The sequence below is a fragment of the Serratia sp. T13T92 genome (genome assembly GCF_047530105.1).
Taxonomy (GTDB): Bacteria; Pseudomonadota; Gammaproteobacteria; order Enterobacterales; family Enterobacteriaceae; genus Chania; species Chania fonticola.
This window is the reverse complement of record NZ_JBLJAK010000056.1, coordinates 1-24548: the sequence shown is the minus strand read 5'-3', so window position 1 is coordinate 24548 and position 24548 is coordinate 1. Positions and strand designations below refer to the sequence as shown.

At 49.7% G+C, this 24548-nt stretch carries 32 protein-coding genes; 28 read left to right on the top strand and 4 right to left on the bottom strand.

From position 1 onward, the window contains the following. Positions 1–188 precede the first annotated feature (188 nt). From ACMV5I_RS26620 to ACMV5I_RS26595, 6 genes are all read left to right on the top strand, one after another. Positions 189–1436, top strand: a complete 1248-nt coding sequence (locus tag ACMV5I_RS26620) for an integrase domain-containing protein (RefSeq protein ID WP_414825652.1) — start codon at positions 189–191, stop codon at positions 1434–1436. Between the two features lie 266 nt (positions 1437–1702). Beyond that, positions 1703–2389: a hypothetical protein gene (locus tag ACMV5I_RS26615; protein ID WP_414825651.1), complete on the top strand. Its 687-nt coding sequence runs from the start codon at positions 1703–1705 to the stop codon at positions 2387–2389. Between the two features lie 106 nt (positions 2390–2495). Next, a complete protein-coding gene (locus tag ACMV5I_RS26610; RefSeq protein ID WP_414825650.1) occupies positions 2496–2708 on the top strand; it encodes a helix-turn-helix transcriptional regulator in 213 nt (70 codons plus the stop codon). Between the two features lies 1 nt (position 2709). Continuing rightward, on the top strand, positions 2710–3132 hold the full coding sequence (locus ACMV5I_RS26605; RefSeq protein ID WP_414825649.1) for a hypothetical protein: 423 nt from the start codon (positions 2710–2712) through the stop codon (positions 3130–3132). A gap of 13 nt (positions 3133–3145) precedes the next feature. Next, a complete protein-coding gene (locus ACMV5I_RS26600; protein WP_414825648.1) occupies positions 3146–3982 on the top strand; it encodes an antA/AntB antirepressor family protein in 837 nt (278 codons plus the stop codon). After that, entirely contained in the window at positions 3975–4166 is a 192-nt protein-coding gene (locus ACMV5I_RS26595) for a DUF4222 domain-containing protein (RefSeq protein WP_414825647.1), read from the top strand. Before ACMV5I_RS26600 ends, ACMV5I_RS26595 begins: the two co-directional genes overlap by 8 nt. A 351-nt stretch (positions 4167–4517) precedes the next feature. Here the strand turns inward: ACMV5I_RS26595 and ACMV5I_RS26590 are convergent, their stop codons facing one another. Then, positions 4518–4709 carry a YlcI/YnfO family protein gene (locus tag ACMV5I_RS26590; RefSeq protein WP_065686328.1) on the bottom strand — a complete coding sequence of 64 codons (192 nt, stop codon included), beginning with the start codon at positions 4707–4709 and terminating at the stop codon, positions 4518–4520. 208 nt (positions 4710–4917) lie between these two features. Here ACMV5I_RS26590 and ACMV5I_RS26585 point away from each other — a divergent pair, with 208 nt between their 5' ends. The 11 genes from ACMV5I_RS26585 to ACMV5I_RS26535 all read left to right on the top strand — a co-directional run bounded on the left by ACMV5I_RS26585 (position 4918) and on the right by ACMV5I_RS26535 (position 12857). Further along, the gene (locus ACMV5I_RS26585) at positions 4918–5190 is read left to right on the top strand and encodes a host cell division inhibitor Icd-like protein (protein WP_414825646.1); all 273 of its coding nucleotides are present in this window, start codon (positions 4918–4920) and stop codon (positions 5188–5190) included. Continuing rightward, a complete protein-coding gene (locus ACMV5I_RS26580; RefSeq protein ID WP_414825645.1) occupies positions 5183–5551 on the top strand; it encodes a hypothetical protein in 369 nt (122 codons plus the stop codon). The genes ACMV5I_RS26585 and ACMV5I_RS26580 overlap by 8 nt, the downstream gene beginning before the upstream one ends. Positions 5552–5761: 210 nt before the next feature. Then, positions 5762–5986 carry a hypothetical protein gene (locus ACMV5I_RS26575; protein ID WP_223664815.1) on the top strand — a complete coding sequence of 75 codons (225 nt, stop codon included), beginning with the start codon at positions 5762–5764 and terminating at the stop codon, positions 5984–5986. After that, entirely contained in the window at positions 5979–6158 is a 180-nt protein-coding gene (locus ACMV5I_RS26570; RefSeq protein ID WP_414825644.1) for a hypothetical protein, read from the top strand. The genes ACMV5I_RS26575 and ACMV5I_RS26570 overlap by 8 nt, the downstream gene beginning before the upstream one ends. Then, positions 6148–6354 carry a hypothetical protein gene (locus ACMV5I_RS26565; protein WP_414825643.1) on the top strand — a complete coding sequence of 69 codons (207 nt, stop codon included), beginning with the start codon at positions 6148–6150 and terminating at the stop codon, positions 6352–6354. The genes ACMV5I_RS26570 and ACMV5I_RS26565 overlap by 11 nt, the downstream gene beginning before the upstream one ends. Further along, positions 6351–6992 carry a hypothetical protein gene (locus ACMV5I_RS26560; RefSeq protein ID WP_414825642.1) on the top strand — a complete coding sequence of 214 codons (642 nt, stop codon included), beginning with the start codon at positions 6351–6353 and terminating at the stop codon, positions 6990–6992. The genes ACMV5I_RS26565 and ACMV5I_RS26560 overlap by 4 nt, the downstream gene beginning before the upstream one ends. 9 nt (positions 6993–7001) lie before the next feature. Beyond that, the gene (locus ACMV5I_RS26555) at positions 7002–9761 is read left to right on the top strand and encodes a DUF927 domain-containing protein (RefSeq protein ID WP_414825641.1); all 2760 of its coding nucleotides are present in this window, start codon (positions 7002–7004) and stop codon (positions 9759–9761) included. A 198-nt stretch (positions 9762–9959) separates the two neighbouring features. Then, on the top strand, positions 9960–10970 hold the full coding sequence (locus ACMV5I_RS26550) for a hypothetical protein (protein ID WP_414825640.1): 1011 nt from the start codon (positions 9960–9962) through the stop codon (positions 10968–10970). Between the two features lie 155 nt (positions 10971–11125). Next, positions 11126–11290, top strand: a complete 165-nt coding sequence (locus tag ACMV5I_RS26545) for a hypothetical protein (RefSeq protein WP_414825639.1) — start codon at positions 11126–11128, stop codon at positions 11288–11290. A 74-nt stretch (positions 11291–11364) separates the two neighbouring features. Then, complete coding sequence (locus ACMV5I_RS26540; protein ID WP_414825638.1) at positions 11365–11943, top strand: DUF6932 family protein; 579 nt, start codon at positions 11365–11367, stop codon at positions 11941–11943. Further along, positions 11940–12857, top strand: coding sequence for a hypothetical protein (locus ACMV5I_RS26535; protein ID WP_414825637.1), 918 nt, complete (start codon positions 11940–11942; stop codon positions 12855–12857). The genes ACMV5I_RS26540 and ACMV5I_RS26535 overlap by 4 nt, the downstream gene beginning before the upstream one ends. A gap of 85 nt (positions 12858–12942) precedes the next feature. Here ACMV5I_RS26535 and ACMV5I_RS26530 read toward each other — a convergent pair whose 3' ends face one another. Further along, positions 12943–13815, bottom strand: a complete 873-nt coding sequence (locus ACMV5I_RS26530) for a phage antirepressor N-terminal domain-containing protein (RefSeq protein WP_414825636.1) — start codon at positions 13813–13815, stop codon at positions 12943–12945. A gap of 358 nt (positions 13816–14173) precedes the next feature. Here ACMV5I_RS26530 and ACMV5I_RS26525 point away from each other — a divergent pair, with 358 nt between their 5' ends. From ACMV5I_RS26525 to ACMV5I_RS26475, 11 genes are all read left to right on the top strand, one after another. Next, positions 14174–14353: a hypothetical protein gene (locus ACMV5I_RS26525; RefSeq protein ID WP_071926072.1), complete on the top strand. Its 180-nt coding sequence runs from the start codon at positions 14174–14176 to the stop codon at positions 14351–14353. 9 nt (positions 14354–14362) lie between these two features. Further along, entirely contained in the window at positions 14363–14770 is a 408-nt protein-coding gene (locus ACMV5I_RS26520) for a hypothetical protein (RefSeq protein WP_414825635.1), read from the top strand. A gap of 38 nt (positions 14771–14808) precedes the next feature. Further along, a complete protein-coding gene (locus tag ACMV5I_RS26515) occupies positions 14809–14991 on the top strand; it encodes a transglycosylase (protein WP_414825634.1) in 183 nt (60 codons plus the stop codon). After that, a complete protein-coding gene (locus ACMV5I_RS26510; RefSeq protein ID WP_414825633.1) occupies positions 14991–16769 on the top strand; it encodes a hypothetical protein in 1779 nt (592 codons plus the stop codon). Before ACMV5I_RS26515 ends, ACMV5I_RS26510 begins: the two co-directional genes overlap by 1 nt. After that, positions 16766–17386, top strand: a complete 621-nt coding sequence (locus ACMV5I_RS26505) for a hypothetical protein (RefSeq protein ID WP_414825632.1) — start codon at positions 16766–16768, stop codon at positions 17384–17386. Before ACMV5I_RS26510 ends, ACMV5I_RS26505 begins: the two co-directional genes overlap by 4 nt. 8 nt (positions 17387–17394) lie before the next feature. Further along, positions 17395–18234 (top strand): baseplate hub protein, encoded by an 840-nt coding sequence (locus ACMV5I_RS26500; protein ID WP_414825631.1) that lies wholly within the window; start codon positions 17395–17397, stop codon positions 18232–18234. 9 nt (positions 18235–18243) lie between these two features. Continuing rightward, positions 18244–19008, top strand: coding sequence for a phage baseplate protein (locus ACMV5I_RS26495; RefSeq protein ID WP_414825630.1), 765 nt, complete (start codon positions 18244–18246; stop codon positions 19006–19008). Then, on the top strand, positions 19005–19382 hold the full coding sequence (locus tag ACMV5I_RS26490) for a hypothetical protein (protein ID WP_414825629.1): 378 nt from the start codon (positions 19005–19007) through the stop codon (positions 19380–19382). The genes ACMV5I_RS26495 and ACMV5I_RS26490 overlap by 4 nt, the downstream gene beginning before the upstream one ends. A gap of 148 nt (positions 19383–19530) precedes the next feature. Then, complete coding sequence (locus tag ACMV5I_RS26485; RefSeq protein ID WP_414825628.1) at positions 19531–19728, top strand: toxin-antitoxin system protein; 198 nt, start codon at positions 19531–19533, stop codon at positions 19726–19728. A 1041-nt stretch (positions 19729–20769) separates the two neighbouring features. Further along, entirely contained in the window at positions 20770–20958 is a 189-nt protein-coding gene (locus ACMV5I_RS26480; protein WP_414825627.1) for a hypothetical protein, read from the top strand. A gap of 231 nt (positions 20959–21189) precedes the next feature. Further along, positions 21190–22089, top strand: coding sequence for a DUF3800 domain-containing protein (locus tag ACMV5I_RS26475; RefSeq protein WP_414825626.1), 900 nt, complete (start codon positions 21190–21192; stop codon positions 22087–22089). Positions 22090–22154: 65 nt separating this feature from the next. Here ACMV5I_RS26475 and ACMV5I_RS26470 read toward each other — a convergent pair whose 3' ends face one another. Both ACMV5I_RS26470 and ACMV5I_RS26465 read right to left on the bottom strand, forming a co-directional pair. Continuing rightward, positions 22155–22595: a hypothetical protein gene (locus tag ACMV5I_RS26470; RefSeq protein WP_414825625.1), complete on the bottom strand. Its 441-nt coding sequence runs from the start codon at positions 22593–22595 to the stop codon at positions 22155–22157. Between the two features lie 1297 nt (positions 22596–23892). Beyond that, complete coding sequence (locus ACMV5I_RS26465; protein WP_414825624.1) at positions 23893–24264, bottom strand: hypothetical protein; 372 nt, start codon at positions 24262–24264, stop codon at positions 23893–23895. Positions 24265–24548: the final 284 nt, after the last annotated feature.

Sequence of the window (24548 nt, the reverse complement as noted above, 5' to 3'; positions counted from 1 at the left end):
GGCGACGGTATCTGAATAGTTTATCTGTAGTTATCTCTCATTACCTCCAATACCCCTTTAATCCCTTGTAAACCGGCATGTGACGCAAAATCACATATCGGTTTATATCTGTATTTCTTGTTATTACTCTGCCATTTTGGGACTATCCTAGGGACTATGATTAACTAGGTGTGAAAAGGTGTAGTCCCATGCCAGCAAAAACCAAACCATTAACCAACACTGAGATACGCAGCGCTAAGGCCACCAGCAAGGACTTGTCTTTGTATGATGGTGACGGGCTGATCCTGTATGTAAAGCTTTCAGGTTCCAAGGTGTGGCGGTTTCGGTACTACAAACCGATCACCGGCAAACGCCAGACAATGACCATTGGTGCGTACCCTGAAATATCGCTATCTGAGGCGCGGCAGTACCGAGAAGAAGCCAGGGCATTGGTTGCCAAGGGCATAGACCCGCAGGAATACAAGCGGGAGATAATGGCGGAGGCGCACGAGGAGAAAGTGAACACGCTGGCGAAGGTAGCCGCCGAGTGGTTGCCGGTGAAGTTGTCGCAAGACCTCAGTAAGAGCACGATCACCCAAATCAACAGAATGCTCGACGTGTACCTATTGCCGTCCATGGGTTCAATGCCAATAACCACGATCACCCCGCGCCGGGTTATTGAGGCGATGGAGTCCCTAAAGGTGGCGGGAAGGCTCGAAACCATACACAGGGCTATCCAGCGCCTACGGGAGATAATGGACTATGCCGCCAACGTTGGTTACATCACCGCTAACCCCATATCACGGATCTCCACCGCATTCAGCCAGCCAGAGAGAACCAACAGCCCGACAATCAGGCCGGAAGAGTTGCCCAAGCTTTTACAGACCGTTGCCATATCACGCTTGGAACTGCCTACCCGGTTACTCATTGAATGGCAGTTACTCACAATGACGAGGCCACACGAGGCATCAGGCGCTGAGTGGAGTGAAATAGACACCGAGGCCAAGCTGTGGGTCATACCTGCCAATCGAATGAAGATGAAGCGTGAGCACGTCATACCTCTCTGTCAGCAAGCCTTAGACGTTATTCAGGCCATGAAGGCTATCAGTGGTGATCGAGTGCATGTATTCCCGTCATTCAAAAATCCTCAAAACTCAATGAACAGCCAGACCGTTAACGCCGCACTAAAGCGCATGGGCTATAAAGGCGAGCTGGTATCTCATGGCCTACGTTCTGTCGCCAGCACCGCACTGAACGAAGAAGGATTTGACCCGGATATTATCGAGGCCGCATTGGCGCACAGGGGCAAGGACACAATCAGGAACGCTTACAACCGCAGCGTATACCTTGAGCAGCGGCGTGTGATGATGAAGTTCTGGGGAAACTACGTGGAGCAGGCGGCATCCGGGCAGGTAATGGCATCTGGCGGGCTTAAGGGGTTAAGGGCCATTAGCTAGTTAGTGAATGGTGTTACCTATCGCTGACACGTCTGATAAAGCAACATTCAGATACAGCGATATTTATGACTTATCCACAGATGTGAATAACTATCATTCTGTTTATTAAAGGAATTAACTGATAATACAGCGGGGGATGGCTTACTTACCCACCATTTTGGAAGGCACTTTGCAGGTGGCATGGTACACAGTGCCGATATAAAATGCAGATATAAACAGATAGTAACTGTCACATACTAGCAGTTACAGCGGCGGCGGGGATGGGGATGATTAATCGAGTAGGTAATGATTGCTATATCGATGCCTGGACGTTGATTAAGGATATGTCGGCGCATTATTCCTGTTCTACAGAAGAGGCAGCTGCGTTGCTATTGCGGATGGATGCTTCTACTGGGGAGAACAACGGCCCGGCGGGTGTGATTTTTTATGAATATGACGTTGCTGGTGGGCTGAACCGCAACCCAGATTGCAAAATTAATAGTTCTGGGCTGGAAATTGGGCAAGAGAACGTAGATAGGTTATTTGACGCAATATTGCAGGAAACCATCGAGAGAGCTTCCAATTGCTTTCAGCAGCGCTGCTTTGTCGTCTTGGATGATATCTCTAATGGTGCTTTCACCAATCCTGTTACGGGATTAAGAGACGGGCTACAGAAGGTGATCCGCGCCTGTGGCGGCGGCCTGTTCCTGCCTTTTGGGTTTAGTCTCAATGAAATGTCCCGTTTATTTGAGTCGCTGGGATATGAGTTACCGAAGTGCTTGACGGTTTCTAAGCCGCCAAAAAGAGAATCAAAAAAGCCGGTGTATGTTATTCGACACCTACTTGCCACTCACCCAGAATACAAAGATATCGCCGATAAGCCCTACGCTATTGCTAAAAAGATGTGTGAGCAGATTGGCACTCACTCCCCTACAGGCCAAACAATCACGGATTGGTTACAAAACGCGGGCTAAACCTAAATTAGTGAATTAGCCTTATCTTAGGCTTACAGCCCGCGCAGCATCGCACAATATATCTGTATCCACCGGTAAGCCGGTTATCACCCAGGAGTATAGATATATGTCACTGCTAGCTCGCAAAATCCTACTCAAGAAAGAAGTTAAGGCCATTCTGCGTATTTCGGCAGATAGCGCCTTTGATGATATGTGGAAAAATCACGATTTCCCTAAACCTCTACGCATCGGTATTCGCCGCACTGGCTGGTATGCGGATGAAGTTGAAGCGTGGCTTAAAGCGCGTAATGACGAACGTTATAACGCGGAGGCTGCGTAGCATGGAAATGAAAAACCGCCCCGTACAGCAGGCGGCTAGTCAGAAGGTTGGCACCTCTGATAATAGCGCCATCCCCACCATCAAGCCAGCGCCGAAGAAGCACCGCGCCCGCGTGTACATGCTGAAAACTGGCGTCAATGGTTGTACTGAAAATGAGATTCTCAAGTATTGCAGCCTATCTTCAGGAAGGAATTATTTTTCAGAATTAGAAAGACGTCTTGATATTCAACTGGAGCGTATCGACGAGAAGAACCCGGACGGCATCGGTAGCCATTTCCGCTATCGCTTTGTGAGCCGCGCCGATGTTCTGCGTGTGATTCAGTTGGTCAACCATAACGCCGCTGCTGGTGGCTATCACGGCCTTTCTCAAAGCGACATAGCCAACATCCTGACCTTGTACCCGGACGCCAACAACGCCGCCTAACGGAGCCTGACAAATGAAACTCGAAAAAAGCAGATTTAATTCTGAGGACGCCGCTCAACCTGTCGCCGCCCAGGGCGTTATTGGTAATAACGACTTTGCCGCCCTGGTGCCGGTTATGTCCGGCCAGATCGGCGGGCGTGAAAATAATATTGTCAGCGCCAAGGCATTGCATAAAACGCTAGGTGTGGGCCGTGATCTCTCAACCTGGTTCAATGAACGCATTCAGGAATACGGCTTTGTCCGTGGTGTGGATTACTTCACCGACGATGACCAAGGCGCGGCATGGTTGATTAATGAACAATATTCCCCCGTTTCGGGGAAAAATAAAAAGCGCGGTCGCCCTGAGAAAGGTTACTACCCCACCTTAGCAACAGCGAAAGAGCTGGCAATGGTAGAGCGCAATGAGCAAGGCCGCGCCATTCGTCGTTACTTCATCCAGTGTGAGGAAGAATTACACCGCAGCGTTCCAGAGATAGCCGCACGTTTACGCCACCAGCTCAAATCCCGCATTGGTGCCGCCAATATGTTCAAGGCAATGTGTACGGCCTTAGAAGCTGCCAGAGCTGAGCAGGGTAAACAGACCTCACAGAACCACTACACCAACGAAAGCAACATGATTGCCCGTATCGTCTTGGGCGGCATGACTGCCAAGCAGTGGGCGCAGACGCACGGCATTGATGGTGATCCACGCGACAGCATGAACGCTGAACAGCTTGAACACCTCTCCTACATGGAAAGCACCAACATCACTCTGATTGATATGGGGATGGACTACGAGCCGCGTAAGGCTGAGTTAATGCGCCTGTCGCAACGCTGGTTAACCAAGCGCCTGGGGGCTGACCATGACTAAGCCAACAGGCAAGCCTCAATCAGGGCAGCGCTACAAAGACTCACACGGCCACCGGATCACGGTGGTTAGTGTGGAGTTCCTGCGTGTGACGTTCTACCGAGACGGATACGAGCACCCATGCGTACAGCCGTTAGAGCGCTTCGACAAGGATTATCAACTTATCGCCGGGGGTGAAGATGATTAATGCCACCTACCAGAAAGGAGTCTTTCCCCTGGCTGGCTGCTTGTCAGTGCTTGGCACCGGGTATGCCTGGAACCTCACAAAACCAGACATCGAGACAGGGGCAATGTTAACGATTGATAACACCAACTGCCGTGTAGCTGGTGGCGCGATCCTAACAATTCCTAAGGCTCTGAGTGCTGCCGGTCATTATCCGGTTTTGGATAATGCTGTTATGCATAGTTTTTTACATGCGGCAACCTTTGCGCACCGGGTATGCAACGCGGCAGCGACTGGGTTTCTTGAGTCCATAAAAAAGGGCGGCATTTCTGCCACCCCGGAGTATGTGGGGCAAAGTGCAAAATCGCACTTTGGTCACTCTTTTGGTTTCTTGCGCTGTTCCAGCTTGAGCTTTCGGCCACAGGCATCAAGTACCCAGGCAGAAAAGTTGGCGCTGGGGTTTTCTGGCTTCTCTCGCTCTACGCTTGCGTCTATTTCTTCAATTAGTTCGTGTGGAAAGCGGATTCCCTTCAAGCTTGACTTGTTATTAACATTCTTAGTCGCCATTGGCTTTTCTCCTAGATGGTGTGTAAGCACTATACACAAAAGTGGAGGAAATAAAATACTTGACGTGTTAGAACACTTACGGCTATGGTGTTCTAACACCTTATCCACAGGTAAGGCACAGGCAACACACAAAATAGCGACGCCCCGGAGTGGTGGAACACTACCGAGGCGTCTTACCACCAACGTTAAGTACAGTAACGAGGTAGCTATGTCAGATCATACCACACCCTTAACCGGGCGGAATTCTCTCACCCCGAATAAGTTCACCTGGCGCTTTCTGGCGGTATCACGCTCAGACCGTAACGCCAAACCTTGCCGCATGTCTGTAGAGGCACACACCGAGCGCGAAGCCCGCCAAGTGCTAGCCCCTCACTTCATCCTGTCATTGGCCGCCCGTTTGCCGGTGCAAGGTGTAGGGAAAATCACTACACCTTCAACCATAGAGAAAACCTCTACGGTTCAGGAGGTGAGCTATGCGTAACTTACCGACATCCCCAAGCACCCGCCCCAACTCGACAGCAGCTATCAGTGGCCGGTTACTGGCTGCCGACGCTTCACCCGCAGAGGCGCTCAGCGAGTTACGCCGGTACTTTAACGAGCTGGCTAAGCACCAGGAGTTTATCTCTATGGCTTGGTGCCAGCGCTACAAGGTCGGATTAGAAATCAGAGATCCGATGAATGCCCGCATGAACGGGGCTATGGGGCAGGTAAGCGCCATGATCTGCATGGTTGAGAACCAACTGAAGATACTGGAGCGAGCAAACCCAGCCGTACAGTGCGCTGAGTTGCCAGTTGAACGCGACAGCTTACCGGGCGAATCGGTGGAGGTGAGCCATGTGTAAATCGATGCCACTTATTGACGCTAGAGGCCGCGTTGAGCAAGCGAAGGCCACCCTTTCTGTATGGCTTGAGGCAACAAAGGCGGGCGAGTCCGATAGACATATGATCGGCGCGGTAATGTCTTTGCTGGAAGGTGTGACAGAGGCAATGGACGAGGCGGAAAACAGTCTCGGTGAGTACGTCATGCGCGACCATTCTGGGGGGGGCAAATCATGAGCCACGAAATCACCTTAGCTAAAGCAGCAGAAAAGGCCGAACAGGCAGAAGTGGTCAGCCGTCTATTGGAAAGCTATCCGCACCAGATGGCAGAAAGTGAAGTTACCGCCATTGCCTCGTTACTGGCCCAACTAACAGGTGAAGTTGCCACATGGCTGATTGAAGAACAGGCACAACGCATGGATGCCGAAGCGGCGAAGCGTGGAGGTAAACATGCATAGCATTATTTCGCTGCTTGATGCCCTGATAAAGATTGAAGCCCTAGCCGCAGCGGCCGGACACCTCGCACCTAATGGTGATGAAGGGGAGGTAAAACACCGCCTGTTGGAAGTTATCGAGATAACCGCCAAAGAGGCGCAGGACGGTAACAAGGGGGCTGGCTATGCCGAATAAAACTAACCGTTACCGCGTGTTTACTTACGCTACTGATGCCGCTGGTTGCCCTATTTCCCCCGTCTGGTATGGCAATGCTCAGAACCAGAATGAGGCTATCAAAAAGGCGTTGGACGAGGCTATAGAGAATTGTTGGACTGTGACCAAAGTCATTGGCGTCCAGATGAAGCGCAAGCCGCAGGCGGTGTCAGCATGAATAAAATAATTGAGTCCCAAAAACCGGGATTTCCCGGTATTTCCCACACAGAGGCAACGCCGGACGGTATCACCTTTACAGCGCAGAACGATGAAGGCACTTTCCAGCAGCCTCGACTATTGGGGTATTCCTCCGCTATTCGCCAGCTTGATCGGGGTGAGTTTGATAAATCGTTATCGGATGGCCTGCGTGTGGTAGCCGAAATCCAACAGGCCGATATTAACGGTTGGTTTAACCCTTCCAATGAACAGATGGCGATTGTCTGGCGCTGGATTGTGGCCTGCCTGTTCATCTGCGAACAGTGGGATAAAAACGGCACCGTTGATGTTGAAAGTGAGGGCGGCGGCGCTGACCGTGCGGTTGTCTATGTGGGTGAGCATGGCGGCATTGTCGTCTATCCGGCCACTGAGCGGTTTTCACTGGCTAACCATATCGAAGGATTGGCTATTGAAAAGTATGGCGCGGAGGAAGGGCTGTTGCTTGCCATCAAAATGTACCAGGGAATGACAGAGGCAGATCCTGACGGAGGCCAACTGCGTTTGTCACAGATGGGGCGCGAAGGCCTGACAATGCTCCACGATGGGTTTATCGAAACTCTGAATACAGAAGGCATACCGCCAGCACCGACTGCGCACTAAGGGGAAGTTATGCGTAATATCGAATTAATCCGCGAAGTGACCAAAGCAGCCACTAACCGCTGGCCTGATGTGTTGCCGATGGTGGGGATCAACGTTCCCGCCAACCCACGCGCACAAGTGGCCTGCCCGGCCTGTGGTGGGAAAGATCGCTTTCGTTTCGACGATAACAAACGCGGCTCCCATATCTGCAACCAGTGCGGGGCGGGTGACGGGTTAGACCTCATTCAGAAGGTAAACCGGTGCGATGCCTCCGAAGCCGCTCGGATGGTAGCTGATGTGCTGGGTATTGATTACCGGACAGCAGATACAGCACCAGAGGCCACCAGCCAGAGCAAGGCAGCAATGGAGGCCGAGCGCCAACAGCGCGAGCAGGAACGCCAGCAAGCTGAGGCAGTGGAGCAGGAGCGCAAGCGCCAGCAGTTTACCCGGCGCTGGCAATCACTGATCGCCGAAGCTGTGGAGTGTGTGCCTGATTACCTTAAGGCCAAGGGGCTGACTGGCTTCACCTTCCCCACCCTAAAAGATGGCCGCTTGCTGGTGGCCCTGACCGACGAAACTGGCACAGTCACGGCAGCACAGACCATCACCCCCGCTGGTGAGAAGCGGCAGGTAACGGACGGCACCAAGCGCGGCGCATACCATGCCGTGAACGCCCCAGAACAGCCGCAGGCGGTGATTATTGCCGAGGGGCTGGCAACCACACTAACCGCTCACCTAATGCGCCCTGACGCGCTGACGGTGGCCGCTATCGATGCCGGGAACCTGTTACACGTTGCTCAGGTGATGCGCCGGAAATATCCAGAGGCACAAATCATCATTGCAGGTGATAACGACCACCACGCAGACGGCAGCGCCAATACTGGCCGGATCGCCGCAGAGAAAGCCGCTACCGCTGTTTCCGGGTGGGTATCCGTGCCACCGACTGAACATAAAGCCGATTGGGACGACTACCGCCAGCAGAACGGCCTAGACGCAGCCACACAGGCATTTAACGATTCACAGTATCAGTACAAGGGGAAAGGCGTGAGCGTCCAACTGAAAGCCATTGAGGGGGGTAAAAAAGACCGCCAAGAGGCTGACCCGCTAAAACCTCGCATTGAAAGCCGCAAGGATGGCATTTTCTGGATCACGCCGAAGGTAGACACGGTGAGCGGCGAGGTGATCAACAATGAATCGTGGTTGTGTTCACCGTTGGAAGTGATCGGCACTGGCCGGGATGACAAAGACCAATACCTGATTATCCGTTGGCTACCGGTAGGCGAAACCCTGCCAACAACCGCAGCTATCCCCTTGGCCGACATCGGGGAGCGTGAAGGCTGGCGCACTCTGAAAGCGGGCGGGGTGAATGTGACCACGAAAACCGCACTCAGGGCCACCCTGGCCGATTGGTTACAACGTGCTGGCTCTCATGAGATTTGGCGCGTGGCGCAGGCTACAGGCTGGCAGTGCGGGGCATACATCATGCCGGATGGAGAGGTCATTGGTTCACCTGACAAGCCGGTGCTGTTCAATGGCCGCAGTGCTGCCGCTGCCGGGTATACCGTCAAGGGAACGCCGGAGGGGTGGCGGGATTCGGTGGCACGTTTGGCCCGTGGTAATACCTCCATGATGGCCGGTATCGGTGCGGCACTGGCTGCCCCACTGATTGGGCTGGCCGGTGCTGACGGATTCGGCATTCACTTCTACGAGCAATCCAGCGCCGGTAAGACGACCACCGCCAATATTGCCAGCAGTCTATATGGTGAGCCTGACGCCTTGCGCCTGACGTGGTTCGGTACAGCGTTAGGGATAGCCAACGAGGCCGCAGCGCATAACGATGGCCTGATGCCACTGGATGAGGTGGGGCAAGGCGCTGATCCGGATAGCGTGGCGAAATCGGCCTACACCCTGTTTAACGGCGTGGGTAAGCTCCAAGGTGCCAAAGAGGGCGGCAACCGTGAGTTGAAGCGCTGGCGTACCGTGGCGCTCAGCACCGGGGAAATGGACATTGAAACCTTCATCGCTACCGCTGGCCGCAAAGTGAAGGCCGGGCAACTGGTGCGCCTGCTGAATATCCCATTGGAGAAATCACAGCAACACCATGAAACAGCCAACGGCAAGGCCCACGCCGACGCCTTGAAAGATGCCTATCAGCACAACTACGGGGCCGCTGGCCGCTTTTGGATTAAGCACCTTGCCGACCACCAGCAACAGGCCATTGCCGCAGTCAGAGCCGCTGAGGAACGCTGGCGCTCACTGATACCGGCAGACTACGGGGAGCAGGTTCACCGGGTAGCGGCGCGGTTCGCTGTACTGGAGGCGGCGCTGTTGTTCGGGTGTGTCGTTACTGGCTGGGATGCGCAGGAGTGCCGGGACGCGATCCAGCACAACTTTAACGCCTGGATCAAAGAGTTCGGCACCGGTAACAAGGAGCACCAACAGATTATCGAGCAGACGGAAGCCTTCTTGAATGCCTACGGCCTGAGCCGCTTTGCCCCGCTGCCCTATGACCCACAAAACCTACCCATTCCTAACTTGGCTGGGTACCGGGACAGGGGTAAACATGATTGTGACGCGATGGTGTTCTACACGTTCCCGGCAGCGTTTGAGAATGAAATAGCGCGAGGATTCAACACAAAGCATTTCGCGAAGGCGCTGGCAGATGCCGGGATGTTGACGCCGCCAGCCAGTGGGCGAGGCTTTCAACGGAAGTCACCACGTATTAATGGGCGACAGATTAACGTGTACGTGATCCACCACCTGCCAGACGGCGAACAGTCAGAAGAATAAAATCTCTACGCGAGAGAAAACATGTTGGTTCAGTTGGTTCAGTTGGTTCAATTTGTAAGGATGATTGTTTTTAAAGGTAATTGTCTTTGATTTTGAACCAACACTGAACCAACAAATGCCCGTTTTGAACCAACAGAAATGCCTTATCCTGGCTGGTGGCCCTAATCACAAGCCAGAAAACCAGCGGAGTGAGTGGGAATGAGCACACAAACCAACGTGCATACCGGGGGGGCAAAACGTACCGGCAGAATGAGCAAGGAGCACCGGGCGGAAGTGCTACGCCTGAAACAGTCTGGCATGGGCTATCGCCGCATTGCTGACATCACCGGCTTTAACCTGAGTACGGTTAAGAGCGCCTGTAAGCGGTCTGGCCTGTTCGCCGATAACCAGGCACACAAAGCCCTGTTTACCATCCCGGAACCGCAATACGGCACCGCTGTAGCGACAGTAAAGCCATTGCCACCGCAGCGCGTCATTACCGGCCATAAGCAAACGGACGCTTACCTTTGGGTGCTGGAAGTGATCGGCACCAACGAGCTGGCACACGTCGCCTCCGCAGAGGACGCGCTTAAAAAGCTGACCATTACCCCCAAGCAGGCGCAGGAACGCTACACGCATCACCTTGTAAGTGCTGGCGCGGGTTGGACGGCGGCTTTCTCAACCATGTTTATGGATAATCCGCAGCACTTTATCAACCGGGCCAAGGAGCAGAGCAGCGAGGCGGCCAAGGTGAGGGCGGTATTCGGTAGCTATGAGGCCGCCATGAAGCCCACCCAGGCAGAGGCGATGATGCTGGATAAATACGGGCATCTGTACGCCAGCGATTTGGCGGATGGTGAAACTCGCTCGATGGATTGGGAAGAACACGAACAGGAAGAAGCGGAGCGTCAACGTAAAGCCGAGGGGTTCAGGGATGCTCTTCCAGAGCCTCACACGCTCTCGGACGTGGTGAGGGAGTGGCAATATTGGGATTGGCTCTACGGTATGCGTCAGGCGGCTTACAAGGAGCTGTATAATGATACCCTGATAGATAGCGAACCCTATATTTATGACCGTGAGGATTATCTTTCTGGCCGGTTGTCGCAGATCCGCCCGCTCCACCAGCGTGAGGCTGTGGATGTGTTGAAGTGGATACTGGTTCAAGAGCGATTTGACGATGACAATGAGGCCATATTGTTTAACCTCATTGGTGCTACAGGTGTCGAATAGTTACGTTGATAAATTATTTTATTACCATATTTAAGCCTGCGATCAAGCGGGCTTTTTTGTGTTATTGATCAAATGGTGATGAATTTGGTATAGCTATAAAAACGACTATGGAACACAGTAGGCACACTAATGTGTAGCATTCGAAGGAACGGATCATGAAGAGAATAGTTTTAGCTTTGTGCCTATCGCTGTTTGCGTTCACGGCAATAGCGGCCAACACCCCATGCTCGGGTAAAAAAGGTGGCGTATCACACTGCTCGGGTGGAAAGTTTGTCTGCAATGATGGGTCGGTTAGTAAGTCAAAGAAAGTGTGTAGCTGATTGGCTGCTAAGGTTTTTTGATTTATGCAGCCCTCTATTTATTTGCTCAATGCAAGCATTTTCAAGGAGTTGATGTGGCAGATTTAATGACGCCATTGTGGAACGACATGGGGTTAATCCCCCCAATAGACGAAGCTGAACCGACTAGTTCGGTTCGTTCTCCGTATGAAATGGATATTATTAGATTTGTCACGATGTTTGCGATCACCCCTGTAAGAAAGCGAATTTTGCTCGGCTTTTTGGAGTTTAGACAAACCTTGTATTTGTCTGGTATTTGTTATGGTTTTCAGTGGCTTAATGGTAGTTTCTCCGAAAATATCGAGCTTATTGAACATCGCCCACCAAATGATATAGATGTTGTGACCTTTTTTAATCTGCCTGATGGTGTTACGGAAGATATTGTTTTTAATAGAAATCCAAAGATATTTGACCATGAGTATGTGAAGTCAACACACTTTGTTGATTCTTACTTCCAGTCGCTTCAAATGCCAGGAGCTCAGCTTGTCTCTAGTACTGTATATTGGTACAGTATGTGGGCGCATAAGCGAGATTGGTCATGGAAGGGTTTCCTACAGGTTCCGCTTTCTCCTGGATTAGATGGGGCGGCATTTACTATACTGAACAATGCAATTGTTGATGGAGGTGAGCAATGAATCGCAGCGATTATTTGTTCGCTATCAGCGAGCGCGAACAGGTTAGGAAACTACTTAATGAAGTGCCTGAAACCAAAACCATAAGCAGAGCGAGCTTAGAATCAAGGTTGAAAAAACTTGATAAGGTTTTGGGGGAGGTAAGCCCTAGGGAGCATGCGCCTACAAAAGCCATCCTAACTTTTAGGGGGCCAACGGTCATTGGTACACACGGTATCGTTGCTTCGTTTGGTGCGAAAGCTATATCGATCTTTAATGATGCGATATCTTACGTAGCTAGTGCCTTTGTTAGTAGCTTGCCAGCCGCAGGCAAGGTTCCTAACGCAGAAAACCATAACTTGATGATTACCGCTTCGGCTCGAGGTTCTTTTGGTTTTGTACTGGAGGAGTTTTGTCCAGACACCCCTCTTGGCTTTGATGAGAAGACTCTCGTATCAAAAGCTATCGACAAAACCCAAGATATACTCCAAGCCAGTATTGACGGGGATGATAATGCGTTATCGGAATCCATTGATGATTTGGATGAAAGAGCTTTAGATAAAATCAGGTCGTTCATCAATTATCTTAATGAAAATAAAACTGTTTTCACATTAAGGCATGACAATCATAACCTGATATTTAATAGTACAATTCAGCTTGAACGGGCTGCTGAAAAGCTCAGTGTGAAAAATATCAAAGAAGAGTTACTTGAAGCTGAGGTGATCTTCTTGGGGACGTTGCCAAATAAACGGCAATGTGAGTTCATTGTCTTGGGTGAGACAGAGATCCGGACGGCAAAAATTGATAAGGCCATTGAGAATCCTGATTTAATCAATAAGCATCTAAGCCATCCGGCCAATGTAAAGTTTAATAAAGTAACGGTTGGTACAGGGAAACCAAGATACATTCTCACCCAAATTCCACCATCGTGGATGTAAAATTATTTCTTTGTCATTGATTCTGAAACGATCAGCCAGCGCTCACCCGCTGGCTGCTTGCGTTTTTGCGGGAAGTTCGCCAAATCTATTGCAAAGGCCTGCCGATCCTCATCTCTCTAAGTACCCTCCAGTTGTCAGAACGGAACTGATCGCATTCAATATGCGTTGTTTCTCTTTCCAGTATTTTTCGCGCCGCGTTAGTGGTGCGTGGGTATTCACTCGCCATGCTGTGGTATGCACCAGATAAGCGATGGTCAGCCACTCGTAATAATGGTGCGATATCGGCAATGTGACCAATCATTCGAACTGAGTTTTTCCATAACCAGCACAGTTGGCAAAGCTCATCATCGGTGAACTGCTTGACGACTGGCGCGGCTAACGCCTCCTGCTTACCGAGAAATTCATCATCAAGAACTTTTGCCAGCAGATGGCTAATTGCTTCGGCGTTCTGACGTTCCGTCAATTCATTGAGATGCTTTGTACCCAATTGGCGGTGAATCAGTTTGTAGATAGCCTGGTACGGTAGTCCGTATTTGCTTGCTATGTGGTTTACCGCTGTCTGTAATGATGTGCGTTCTTCCGGGGCGCTGGCTAGTATTTGCTTTGATTCTCCTTTGGCCCAACCCTTATGTAGCTGATCGAGGCATTCACACTGGTACTGGATAACCTTATCTCTGATTTTGGATTTAACTTTGTTGGGGCAAATTGTTTGCATCCAATCAGAAAAGTTATCGAGGGCAAGGCAAAGAAATGTAGTTGGCTGGCTATCGACAGAAGGCCTAATAGTAAATTTCTTAATGTGAGCGTTGAATTGTCCTTTAAGTTTTGTGTGTTGCCTTTGCCAATCCATCCCCATGCCTTCCACGACAGGCTTCATTGGTACATATGGCTTTCTGTAGTGTTTGATTATGTAGAGTATTGAACTATTGAATGGAACGCTGATTGCTAAATGGGCCATGTTAATACCTCCCTATTGAGTGTCTCCTTGGTGGCCTTTCCTGTATCGGTCGCGTGTCTGATTAGATTGAATATTGAACACTTTCAGTCATGAAGTGAACAATTTTTCTAATGTATATAGCAAAAATGGGATCTGAGTATATTTTTTGAACTGAATGAGACTAACTGCTTGCCCCTCAAGTATCTCCTCACCCTGCCACCCTGTTTTGCTTGCTCACCTCCAGACTGGCTTCCATAACCACCAGCAAATTCGATCGCAATGATCGAAATATATCATTGCGATTATTGCAATATTAATTGCAATGATTTCATTTTATGCAACACTAATAACTGTATTAATAACCAGTGAGATTGTGGCTATGGCAACGAAAGCAAACGTTAAGCCTGTTCTTTTATCTGGTGAGCAGATGGCGGCGATACTTCAAATTCAACGCCAAGAAAAACAAAAGTCACCGTTAGGTATCTCGCCAAGCATTCATGAGATTGCTCGCGGGCTGGTGGCTAAAGCGCTTACTACTTCTATCAACGAATCTAACTAAGGGGTATCCATGGCTCGCAAAGAACTCTATTACTCGGTATCAGGCACCAAAGGCCGTGACGAAGGGAAGATGTACCACATTCAAGAAATGTCGGCATCACAGGCAGAGTGGTGGGCTATTCAAGTTGGGATGGCGATGTCTCGAAATGGCGTTGAGGTGCCAGACGATTTATCAAACATGGGCATGGCTGCGATGGCTATGCACGGGTTGGCGCTGGTTGCGAAAATCCCGGCCGTTGAAGCTAAGCCGCTACTCGATGAACTGATGGCATGCGTTCAGGCCGTTCCAAACCCTAACGATAAGAAAATTCAGCGCCCACTGGTTGAGTCAGACACCGAAGAGGTTGCTACACGCCTTAAGCTGCGTATGGAGGTTTTCAAGCTTCACGTGGATTTTTTGCTACCCGCAAGCGCTTAAATATGCCTCCGACTATGCCGGGTGATGATGTTTGCGGAATGATTGAACTCGTCAATGTGCCGAAGATTATCGGCATCATCATCTCGCATAAGTTGAATTTGGCGAGCCTCCATGAGTTAGACACGGTTTATGGCCTGGAGGATGCTTGGCGGTTTCTCGAAGTGATAACCGTTCATGATTACAACCAAATGGTCATCAGCAAAGCGAGTGAGGCGAGATAATGCCAACAGTTATTGATGCTTTAGTTATCACCCTCGGTCTTGACCCCTCTGATTTTAAGAGGGGTAGCGATGAAATGACCGAGGAAATGAAGAAGCAAAAAAAGGAATCAGAGAAATTAGCCAAGGATATGGAGGCGGCAGGTAAAAAAGCCGCCTCTTTCTTTGGTTCGATAAAGAATGAATTACTTGCTTTGGCAGGGGTAACGCTAACTCTCGGGGGGATAAGAAGCTTTGTTTTATCGACTGCCGACTCCTTAAGTAAATTGGGGTATGCCGCACAGAGCCTTGGCATGAGCAGTAAAGAACTGGATGGCTGGCAGAAATCATTTGCAAAATTTGGGGCGGGAGCTGAGCAGGTGCGCGGCTCCATGGCTGGCCTGCAAAATGACCTTGCATTACTCCAAAACAAAGGAGAGATAAGCCAGGGGCTGATAACCATTACCGGCCGCCTGGGTATCAACCTGCAAGACAAGGAGGGGGCCTACAAGTCTGTTCAAGCCATCTACATGGAGTTGGCCGACCGATTCAAGAATATGGATCCGGCCACGCGTCAAATGTATGGGCGTGATGTTGGTTTGTCCCCTGAGATGGTTAACATGCTGTCGCGTGGTAGCGACGTGGTTGGGCAAGATGTATCAAAAAATACTGCAATGTCTAATGCCACAGATGAGGCGACAAAGAAAGCTCAGCTGTATGTGCAAAAGCTTTCGGAGTTGGCTTCCAAGTTTGACGCTACCAAGCAGAAAATCCTTATTGGCATGATGCCCGCGCTAGAGCAACTAAATCGGCTTCTTGATAAGTTTGGTGATTGGGTCAATAAGAACTCAGACAAAATTGCCGCATTCTTCAATGAGGCTGCCATTGGGATAGGCGACGCAGCCAAAGCCGTTGGAGACTGGCATGGCGAATTATCGGCGCTAGCCATTTTCATGGGCGCGGTTTGGCTTGGCAGCATGCTTGGCCCAATAGGTAAAGTTATCGCCATGATTGCGCTTGCAACCTCCAAGGTAAAATCACTGCAAGAAGAAGCAGGCAAGGTTGGAAAAACAAAGGGTGAGTACCTCCTTGATAAGGTTAACGAGAACCAAGAAAAAAACGGCGTCGGTTTTTGGGAGTTCGTTGATAAAGCCAAGAATTATTTAGGCTTTGGTGATGAAGGGGAAGATCCTGCCGAGCCAGTTCAGCACGCCCAATCAGCCAACCGATCTAAAACGAGAGGTGCGCGTAACAACAACCCCGGCAATCTAGAATTCAGAGGCCAGCGCGGGGCTGTTCCTGAGCAGGGGCCGGGAAGGTTTGCGGCATTCAAGACCATGGGCGAGGGTGTTGCCGCTCTATACCGACAACTGATGCGGTATTTTCAACGCGGAAAAGACACCATCGCGGAAATTGTTAATACCTACGCCCCGTCCAGCGATGGGAATAATGTTCAGGCGTATATCTCCCACCTTTCCAAGGCTACCGGCAAAGGGGCTAATGAAAAGCTAAATCCCAACGACATTGAAACCATGCGAAGCCTGATGCGGGGCATTGTTGACCACGAAAGTGGGAAGGACGCGGTTAGTAACGCTGACTTGATAAAGGGATTACAGCTAGGTTCTGGTGCGTCGTTTTCTTCAATGCCTTCCGTTGGCAGGGAGAGCTCTACGAGCGAGGTACATATTGGCGCGCTTAACATTTACACGCAGGCTACGGATGCTAAGGGCATTGCCGCAAGCATGCATAAAGAGCTGGGGCAAAACCCTCTTATTGGCACCATTAATGGGGCTGTATCATGAGTAATGATAACAAGGGATATCCAGGGGAATTAAGTCCAGAGGATAGAGCCAACCAGGAAAATCTGCTTAACGCGATGATAAAGCAGTTTATGGGGCTTAAGTGTTTCACCTCGATGGTAAATGTGATCTCGGTGTCTACTGAGGATGAGCTATCACCTGTTGGATTTGTTGATGTTAAGCCGATGGTTAACCTTCTGACAGCGAGCGGCGATAAGATGGATCACAACATCCTTTACAGTCTCCCGTTCTTCCGATTGCAGGGTGGTAGTAACGCCATCGTCATTGACCCTCAGCCGGGCGATATCGGCGTCGCTATATTTGCAGATAGGGACATCACCAACATCAAAAAAACACGCCAGCCGGGCAATCCAGGTTCATTTAGGCGAAACCATTACTCTGATGGTCTTTATATTGGCGGTTTCCTCAATGGTTCGCCAACGCAGGTCATTCAGTTTTTAAATGGCGGCATCAAAATAACCTCGCCAGAGGTGAACATTAACGGGCTGAAAGTGCTTGGTGATGGGACGCTTGTTCTTAAAGACGGCATCGTTGTTGACTCTCACAAGCATGGTGGCGTTGAGTCTGGCGGCAGTTCTACCAACACACCTGAAAATTAAGGCATAAAATGAACACATACTCGGAAAAGCTTATATCCGTGGAGTTTAAGCTTGCAAGCAACAGTGATGAAGTTGTGCGCCTGGATGGGTATCGTTGCGAAGTTAACATACAGAATGCTGGAGGGAGGAGCCAAAGCTCAATAGATATGGTGATTTACAATGTAAATCAGGATCTTTCCCAGTTAATTGTGGGGCAGGGATTCAGCCAGTTTACAACCAAAAGCACTATTTCACTGCTAGCTGGTGAGCAAGATAATCAAATACAGGTTTATCAGGGCACGGTAGTCGACGCGTATGTTGATTATAACAAAATGCCTGATGTCCCCATGCGGATACAGTCCAATAGTAAATATTACTACCAAGTGAAACCTGCCGCCCCGAACTCCTACCGAGGGGCCGCTAAGGTTCAGGACATCATAAAATCGCTTGCAGAGTCATGCGGCTATGCTTTTGTTAATCATGGCGTCGATAAAACGCTAACCGATATGTACCTGGTTGGTAGCGCAATCAATCAAATGATGGACTGTGCAGATGCTGCCGATATTGGCATGACAATCCACAACGGGAATGTTGAGATATCCAATAAAGGCGGGATACTCACAGATATTGTCCCTGAAGTATCCCCGGAAACCGGCATGGTTGGATATCCAACGGTGACCAATCAGGGGGTGGTAGTTAGTATGCTATTCAACCCCCAGCTACGACGGCAGGGGCGCGTTCTTATTAAGTCAGACAACAAGGCTGCTGATGGTGTATTGACGATTGTTAATCTTACTCACAATATATCATCAAAGATTCCCGGTGGCGTTTGGATGACAACCATTAGAGCAATCAAATATGCGGGGTAGTTGGTAGCTATGGCACTAAATTTAAATGAAACAACAATTTTATCAGCCATCAATAGTGGCGGGATTTTCTCGGTAATTGGCAGCGTTCTTGTTCCAAGTTATGGCGTCTATTACTCATCTTCTTCGCCAAAGATCGGGCAGAAAGCGCTTGTTTATGACACAACTGTTTCTTTTGCTCGCCAGAATGAAAGCGTGATCACTACTGCCCCCCTAGAGCGCGGTGACTATATTGCGGTGAACAAGGTTAGGAGGCCGTCAGAGATAAATCTTGTTGTGGCATTCGATGGCTGGACGGGATACAGCGGGGCCGTTCCAAACCTGCCAAATTTCACCACAACATCGAGAACGGACTTTTTAAGAACGCTGGACAAAATGGTTGAGAGCCCTGACACGTACGACATCGAAACGCCAGACGACCTCTACCGTGATTATGACTTGGCCAGGTACGACTACAAGATCGACTCAAAAAACGGCGTAACTATGCTAATTGTCTCTTTGGTTTTCCAGGCTGTGCCTGTTACAGCGAGAAGCTCAAAGGCAACGATTAACAAAAATACGAAATCAGATGCCGCGTTTGTCACTGAGAAGAGCGAGAAGGCGGCGACGAGAGAGGCCAATATTGATGATGTCACTAAGGCGATCCGTTCAGCCAGGGACATGGTGCCATCAGCGCAACCTCAAACAGTGAATACGGTTAGCCGCGCTGCTCTTGGTCTTAGTGGCGAGGCACAATTAAAGAGCGCAGTAAAAACGCTTATGGGGCTTATCTCATGAAAAAATTGATGATGATCGCATTGGTTGCCATGCCTTTCGTTGCAAATGCTGATAGAGAATCGCAGGAGCGCATAGATGATGCATGCATGGATCAGGCCAAAGTGTTCTCAGTGGTTGCCTACCAATCAGCGCAGTTCTATCCTGATAAGGATTTGGCTGTCAAACAAGCCGACTGGGCAGCTAGGCAGGTTAACAAAGAGAGCCCCAATATAGCCTTTGCTCGCCGCATAGTTGAGGAAATATTCAGAAACTCACCGATGAGGCGGGTATTTAGGGATGGACACGATTTAGATTTTATGTGGCCGTATTATCAAAATTGCCGCGACGAGCCAGAAAACTACCTTAGCGACTACAACTCCATCAAGAAGGGGTAAGTGGCAGTGTATGGGAAGGCGGTTGCGCCAGCTTTAAAGCGCAACAGTTTGATGATTTATACACACCATAAAAAGGTGAGATTTCTCACCTTTAGCTTAGATGATTAAGCGACCAGTTCGAGAGTGCGCACCGGGTGGAGGTAATGCCATGATTCACAGCACAAAGAAAAAGGTTAACCGCTACTTTAACGGCAAGATCACGGCAAGGCTGATTGTGTCGGTTGAGGCTGATATTGTCGCCCTGGTCGATGAGGTGATAACGGGTAACCCAACACACCCCGCAGCGCGGAACCGTTCGGAGTTCGTGAGGCTGGCAATACTGGAGAAACTGGGGCGAGGCGGGTAGGTAAAACCTTGGCTTTTAGCCTGACAGACCACCAGCTCCCTCCCACTCTAACGCTAACCCGATTTTCTTGGATTCATGGGCCCGTAAAACGAAACATTAAGCAATTCGCAAATTGGGCTAGAAGCCGCACCACGACAGGGATAAGCCCGATTGCGCACGATTCGCATTTCTTTAAACTCCCATATTATTTCGTATTCAAAAATCTGGAGATTGCGAAAGTGAGAGAGCAAACCAGGAGCTACACAGACACACTCCCCCGCATTGGCTTGGCGTACCTTGGGAATATGCGCCGGGATTTGGCAGAGGTGCCAGACGGCCACGCCACCTACGCCACCACCGAAAGCGGGACACTGTGGATCACCAGGAATGGCAACGGGTACACGGCCACCATTAACGGGCATTCGTTCAGGCTATCACTGACAACCACCCAGGCTGGTTACGGTGTGCGGCATTGGTATCTATGCCCACACTGCCACCAGCGATGCGCAAAGCTCCATATCGGGCGTAAGGATATCGCCTGCCGTAAGTGTTGGGGGCTTCACTACGCCAGCCAGAGCGAGGACAGGTTAGCCAGAATGCGCCGGTTAATGAGAAGTAAGCGCCTTGCCATCTGGAGCCATGACACACCGGAATTAATGAACCTGTTCAAGACGCCATTTCATTTTGACAAGCCCAAGGGCATGAGGTGGGAAACGTTCGAGCGTAAGCGTTGGCAGTTGTTCCGGCAGGAGGAACGGTACTGGAAGGTATTCATCCCTGCAATTGAACGCCTGACAGGGAAGATTGAAAGAGATTAGGCCTGTGTGTGACCAATAGTCACGCACAAATACGAATTGCGAATAAGGCTGAAGGGTTCCAGGCAACGGCGGTGATCCAGACAATGCCGATTACCACCGAATAGCAGCATTTAACACCATAAAGTTAAAAATGTACGTTAGTCCATAAGCTCGATATTCTAACTAATGAATATATTGCCAATGATTAAGCTAATATGGCGGTGATCCACGTTAGCATTGATCACCACCAGCAGGAGGCATTGCCATGTTAGACCGCCAAGCCATAGAATTGACGCTAATCAGCGCAGCACAACAGCAAGGCTTCACCCTGAACGGCAAAGATATGTTGGATATCCGCACCAGCGTAGCGGCATCACTGGCCGCCAAGGATCGCCACCGGCAGAGGATGAACACACCGGCCTACCAGTGGAAGAAGCCAGAACCTAGGCGGTAAGACGAAATAGTTAATTCCACACTTCTTAACATTTAAGATGGATTCATAAAAAATTTGAAGGTACTATTTTTTATGAAGAAGTCAGCCGCAATGTATGCTTCGCCCAACAAAAATGACTTGATCTTGTGTCAATTGGGAGTTAGTGTACCAACTGAACCCTGACTCCCGAGCTTCATGTTGTACGACATGCGGCGCTCTTAAGGAGGCAGGGTTTTTTTATGGGATAAAGCTATGGCAAAGTATCAAATTTTTGCTGATGAGGCATGGACTCATAGCACACCTCCACCCAACCGCTATCACTGTTTTTTTGGCGGGATTTTAGGTTCAGAATCAGATGTAGATAGGCTGCAAACTGAGCTAACTAAAATCAAAATGAGACATGGAATCACTCAAGAGGTGAAATGGTCGAATGTATCACCTGAAAACGTTACTTACTATCGTGAGTTAATTGATTGTTTTAAATATCATATTTTGAACCACGACATTAAATATCGCCAAATGTTCAGGGATAGAGCATATCATCCAGTCCCTGACCCAGCACAACCACCTCAGACTGAGTTAGATATACAATTTCTTATATATTATCAATATCTTAAGCACTCTTTTGGTTGTCAGCATCTCCCTGCAGATCCTGCTGGTACTACTATATTAGTCCGGTTGGACGGGCACTCAAGTGAGCGTCACAAAACAAGCCTAACTGAATTTTTGGAGCGCCTCCCAGAGATTTGGGGAAGAAGAGATATTACCGTTAACGTAACATACGAAAACAGCAAGAACTCAATTCGATTGCAAGTATGCGATTTATTTATGGGGGCTGCTGGTTACTATGGAAATAAATTTCATTTGCGCCGCCAAAACAATAGGCGTGGCATGTCAAATAAGCAAAAAATAAAATATGAAATGTCATCATATATTTATAATGCCATCAGAGAGATTGACAGAGTCTCTCGGGGTTCTAAAGCATTCAACTGGTTTGAGTCTACGGGAGTATCTGGTGACAGAAAGAATTATTTTGATCATTGCCTAAGGATTTGGAAGTTTATTCCGGATAGGCATGTGATAAATAAGGGTTGGCAAAATGACAACCTTGACAAACAAGGTCGTTTTGTCAGGGATAATTTTGAAGTATAATAATTTATTTCAATGAATTGCTGGTTTTTAAATTAAAGCATTAGCCTGCACCATGGGCTGATGCTTTATGTGTCATGCTGTCCCGCACAAACCGTTAACTTATGAGTGTTGGCTTTCTGCCGCTTCCAGGCGCTGTAAATGTCCTTATCCCACGCCTTGCCCCCCTTGGTCTGATAACCGGCATCATTCAGCCGTTCAGCGATGATCCGACCATTGTCCAAACCTTCCCCGATGGTCTGAGCCACAATCGCAACTACGGCCTTTTCGTTGTACGGATGTGGAGGTATGCCGGGCTTACCGCCAATCAGGGCCGCCGCTGCCGTTTCCATTCGCTCCACCAGCGCCAACATACGCTTATCAGAATCAGCCACAGGGCGATTTAGCTTGCTCCTGATGGCATCGACCAGCCAAGCCGACTTATCGCCACCTGACGCCGCCACGGCCTGATTAAAGGCATCCTGTAAATCTGCCGGAACCCGGAACGCCACTAAGTTGGATTTGCTCACGGTCACACCTCGATAGCCAGTTGATAGGCATACAGTGTACTATTGTATAACAGTGTTATACATAGCTGGTGGCTGAATTTAAGGACTCGATAGATGGTGATGCTTCCTTCCCTGGCTGGCGGAAGTTTCGGAGAAGTATCGACGCGAGCGGCATGATCGGCACTGAACCAACACGAAAACCCCCTTTGTTGGTTCAAAACGGCCTTGTGTTGGTTCACTTTTTTAAAATAAAGTCATATAAAACAACCATCTTTACAAATTGAACCAACTGAACCGACTGAACCAACATACTTTTGTTTATATATAGAGAATCCACAGAGCAAAAAAACGCTTTCAAACGGTGGAATGCGGCCTAGCGGGGAGCGCACTCCATAATATTTGTGATATTCGTCACAAAGTGATTTTCTGGCTATTTCGGTACGCACTCAAAAGTACGCAGGCCGGTACGCAGCAAAAACGCACCTAACGGTAAGGTCACACTAAGGTCGCACTAAGGTTTACTACCGGGTGAGAACTGAACCAACTATTTGGCTGAGTGGTGCTGTGGTTTCCAGTCGGGAGGTTTCCAAGCAGGTTTCCACCGAAAAGAGGGTTCGAAATTTTGGATTAGTTAGGATGATATGGGCGCTGGGTATAGCAGTATCAACAGAGCTTATCCCATGCGCCGCCTTTCCCCGTCCTGCTTTGCATACCTCAAAAATGATTCAGCACATCCAAAGTAACCAGGGCAGCCAGGAGGGAAGGTTGCCAAGGCGGTTGCCACCAAAACGGAGGGTTTCACCGCGGCAAGCGTAGGCCGTTAAATTCTTGACTGCTATAGACGGAATGAGCGCCAAGCATAACAGTATCAACAGCGCCTATCCCGCGCACTGCTTGGCTCTGGGTGGTGTTGAGAGCCTCATAATCGCTGAAGCCCGTCTTAAATAAATTGGCCTGGTTAGCTTTATTTGGATTGTTATCCTGCGGCCCGGCATCCAGCCCGATTAGTTATATTGTGTTTGTCCTGGTGACGACCAACGGCGGTGGCTGGCAATGGTGAAACCCATCTACGCGCTGCCATTAGCTGGCCGGATGTAGCAATCAAGCGGCGGGGCATGTGAAACAAGAATTTGGCCTGACGGTAAAGCACTGGCCCGAATGTGAGCCTGCGGAACGGTTCGCACACAGGTTCGCACCGAAAAGGCTGTTTTGGAGTGCGTACCTGGTATCCATGCGCGGGGTATCCAGGCAGGTATCCACCAGAAAGGCACCTTCTGAGCGGATACCGGTAGCGCGGCATTGTGATATCACAACCCCTCTATTCTACCCGTACCGACTCCCCCTCTATCGCGTCACACCTCCCACCTTCATCACGCAGCACCTTACAGGAACCCGGCAGGCCATAACGGGAGCAATTACACCAAACACCCGCGCCGTCACCTGATTGTGTAGTGTCCTGCCGCCGCTCGTAGCTGATTACCTTTTCTAGCAGGCCGTCTTTCGTCATTGCTTCCAGCGTTCGCCGGGTAGATTCGATCTGGTGGCGGTTATCATGCGAGGCTATACCGTGGAGCAGATAGGCCACACCAGACACGTCGAAAGGTGGGAGGCCAATCTCACCCATCACCCATTTGGCGTTATCCGGTTCAAAGTAGCTCAGTATCTCTTTTTTGCGGCTGGTTACTCTCATGGCTGGTGGGTTCCTTAATGTGGGATACATCTATCCTACAATAAGAAATCACAACCAGAGGCATTCTTCACCATGATGTGGGATTATCCCATATGTACCAGGGGAAAATGCCCTTTGGTTTGGTTCGGTGTGTGAGCTATCATCCGATCGGCTTTTGAGCCAGATTTGGGGGTGACTTTTCATTTTGGGACTACATTAGGGACTATGAAATGATGAGTGAAGTAATTGATTTTATTTATAACAATGAGTTACGTGATAAATTCAAATACGGCGACGGTATCTGA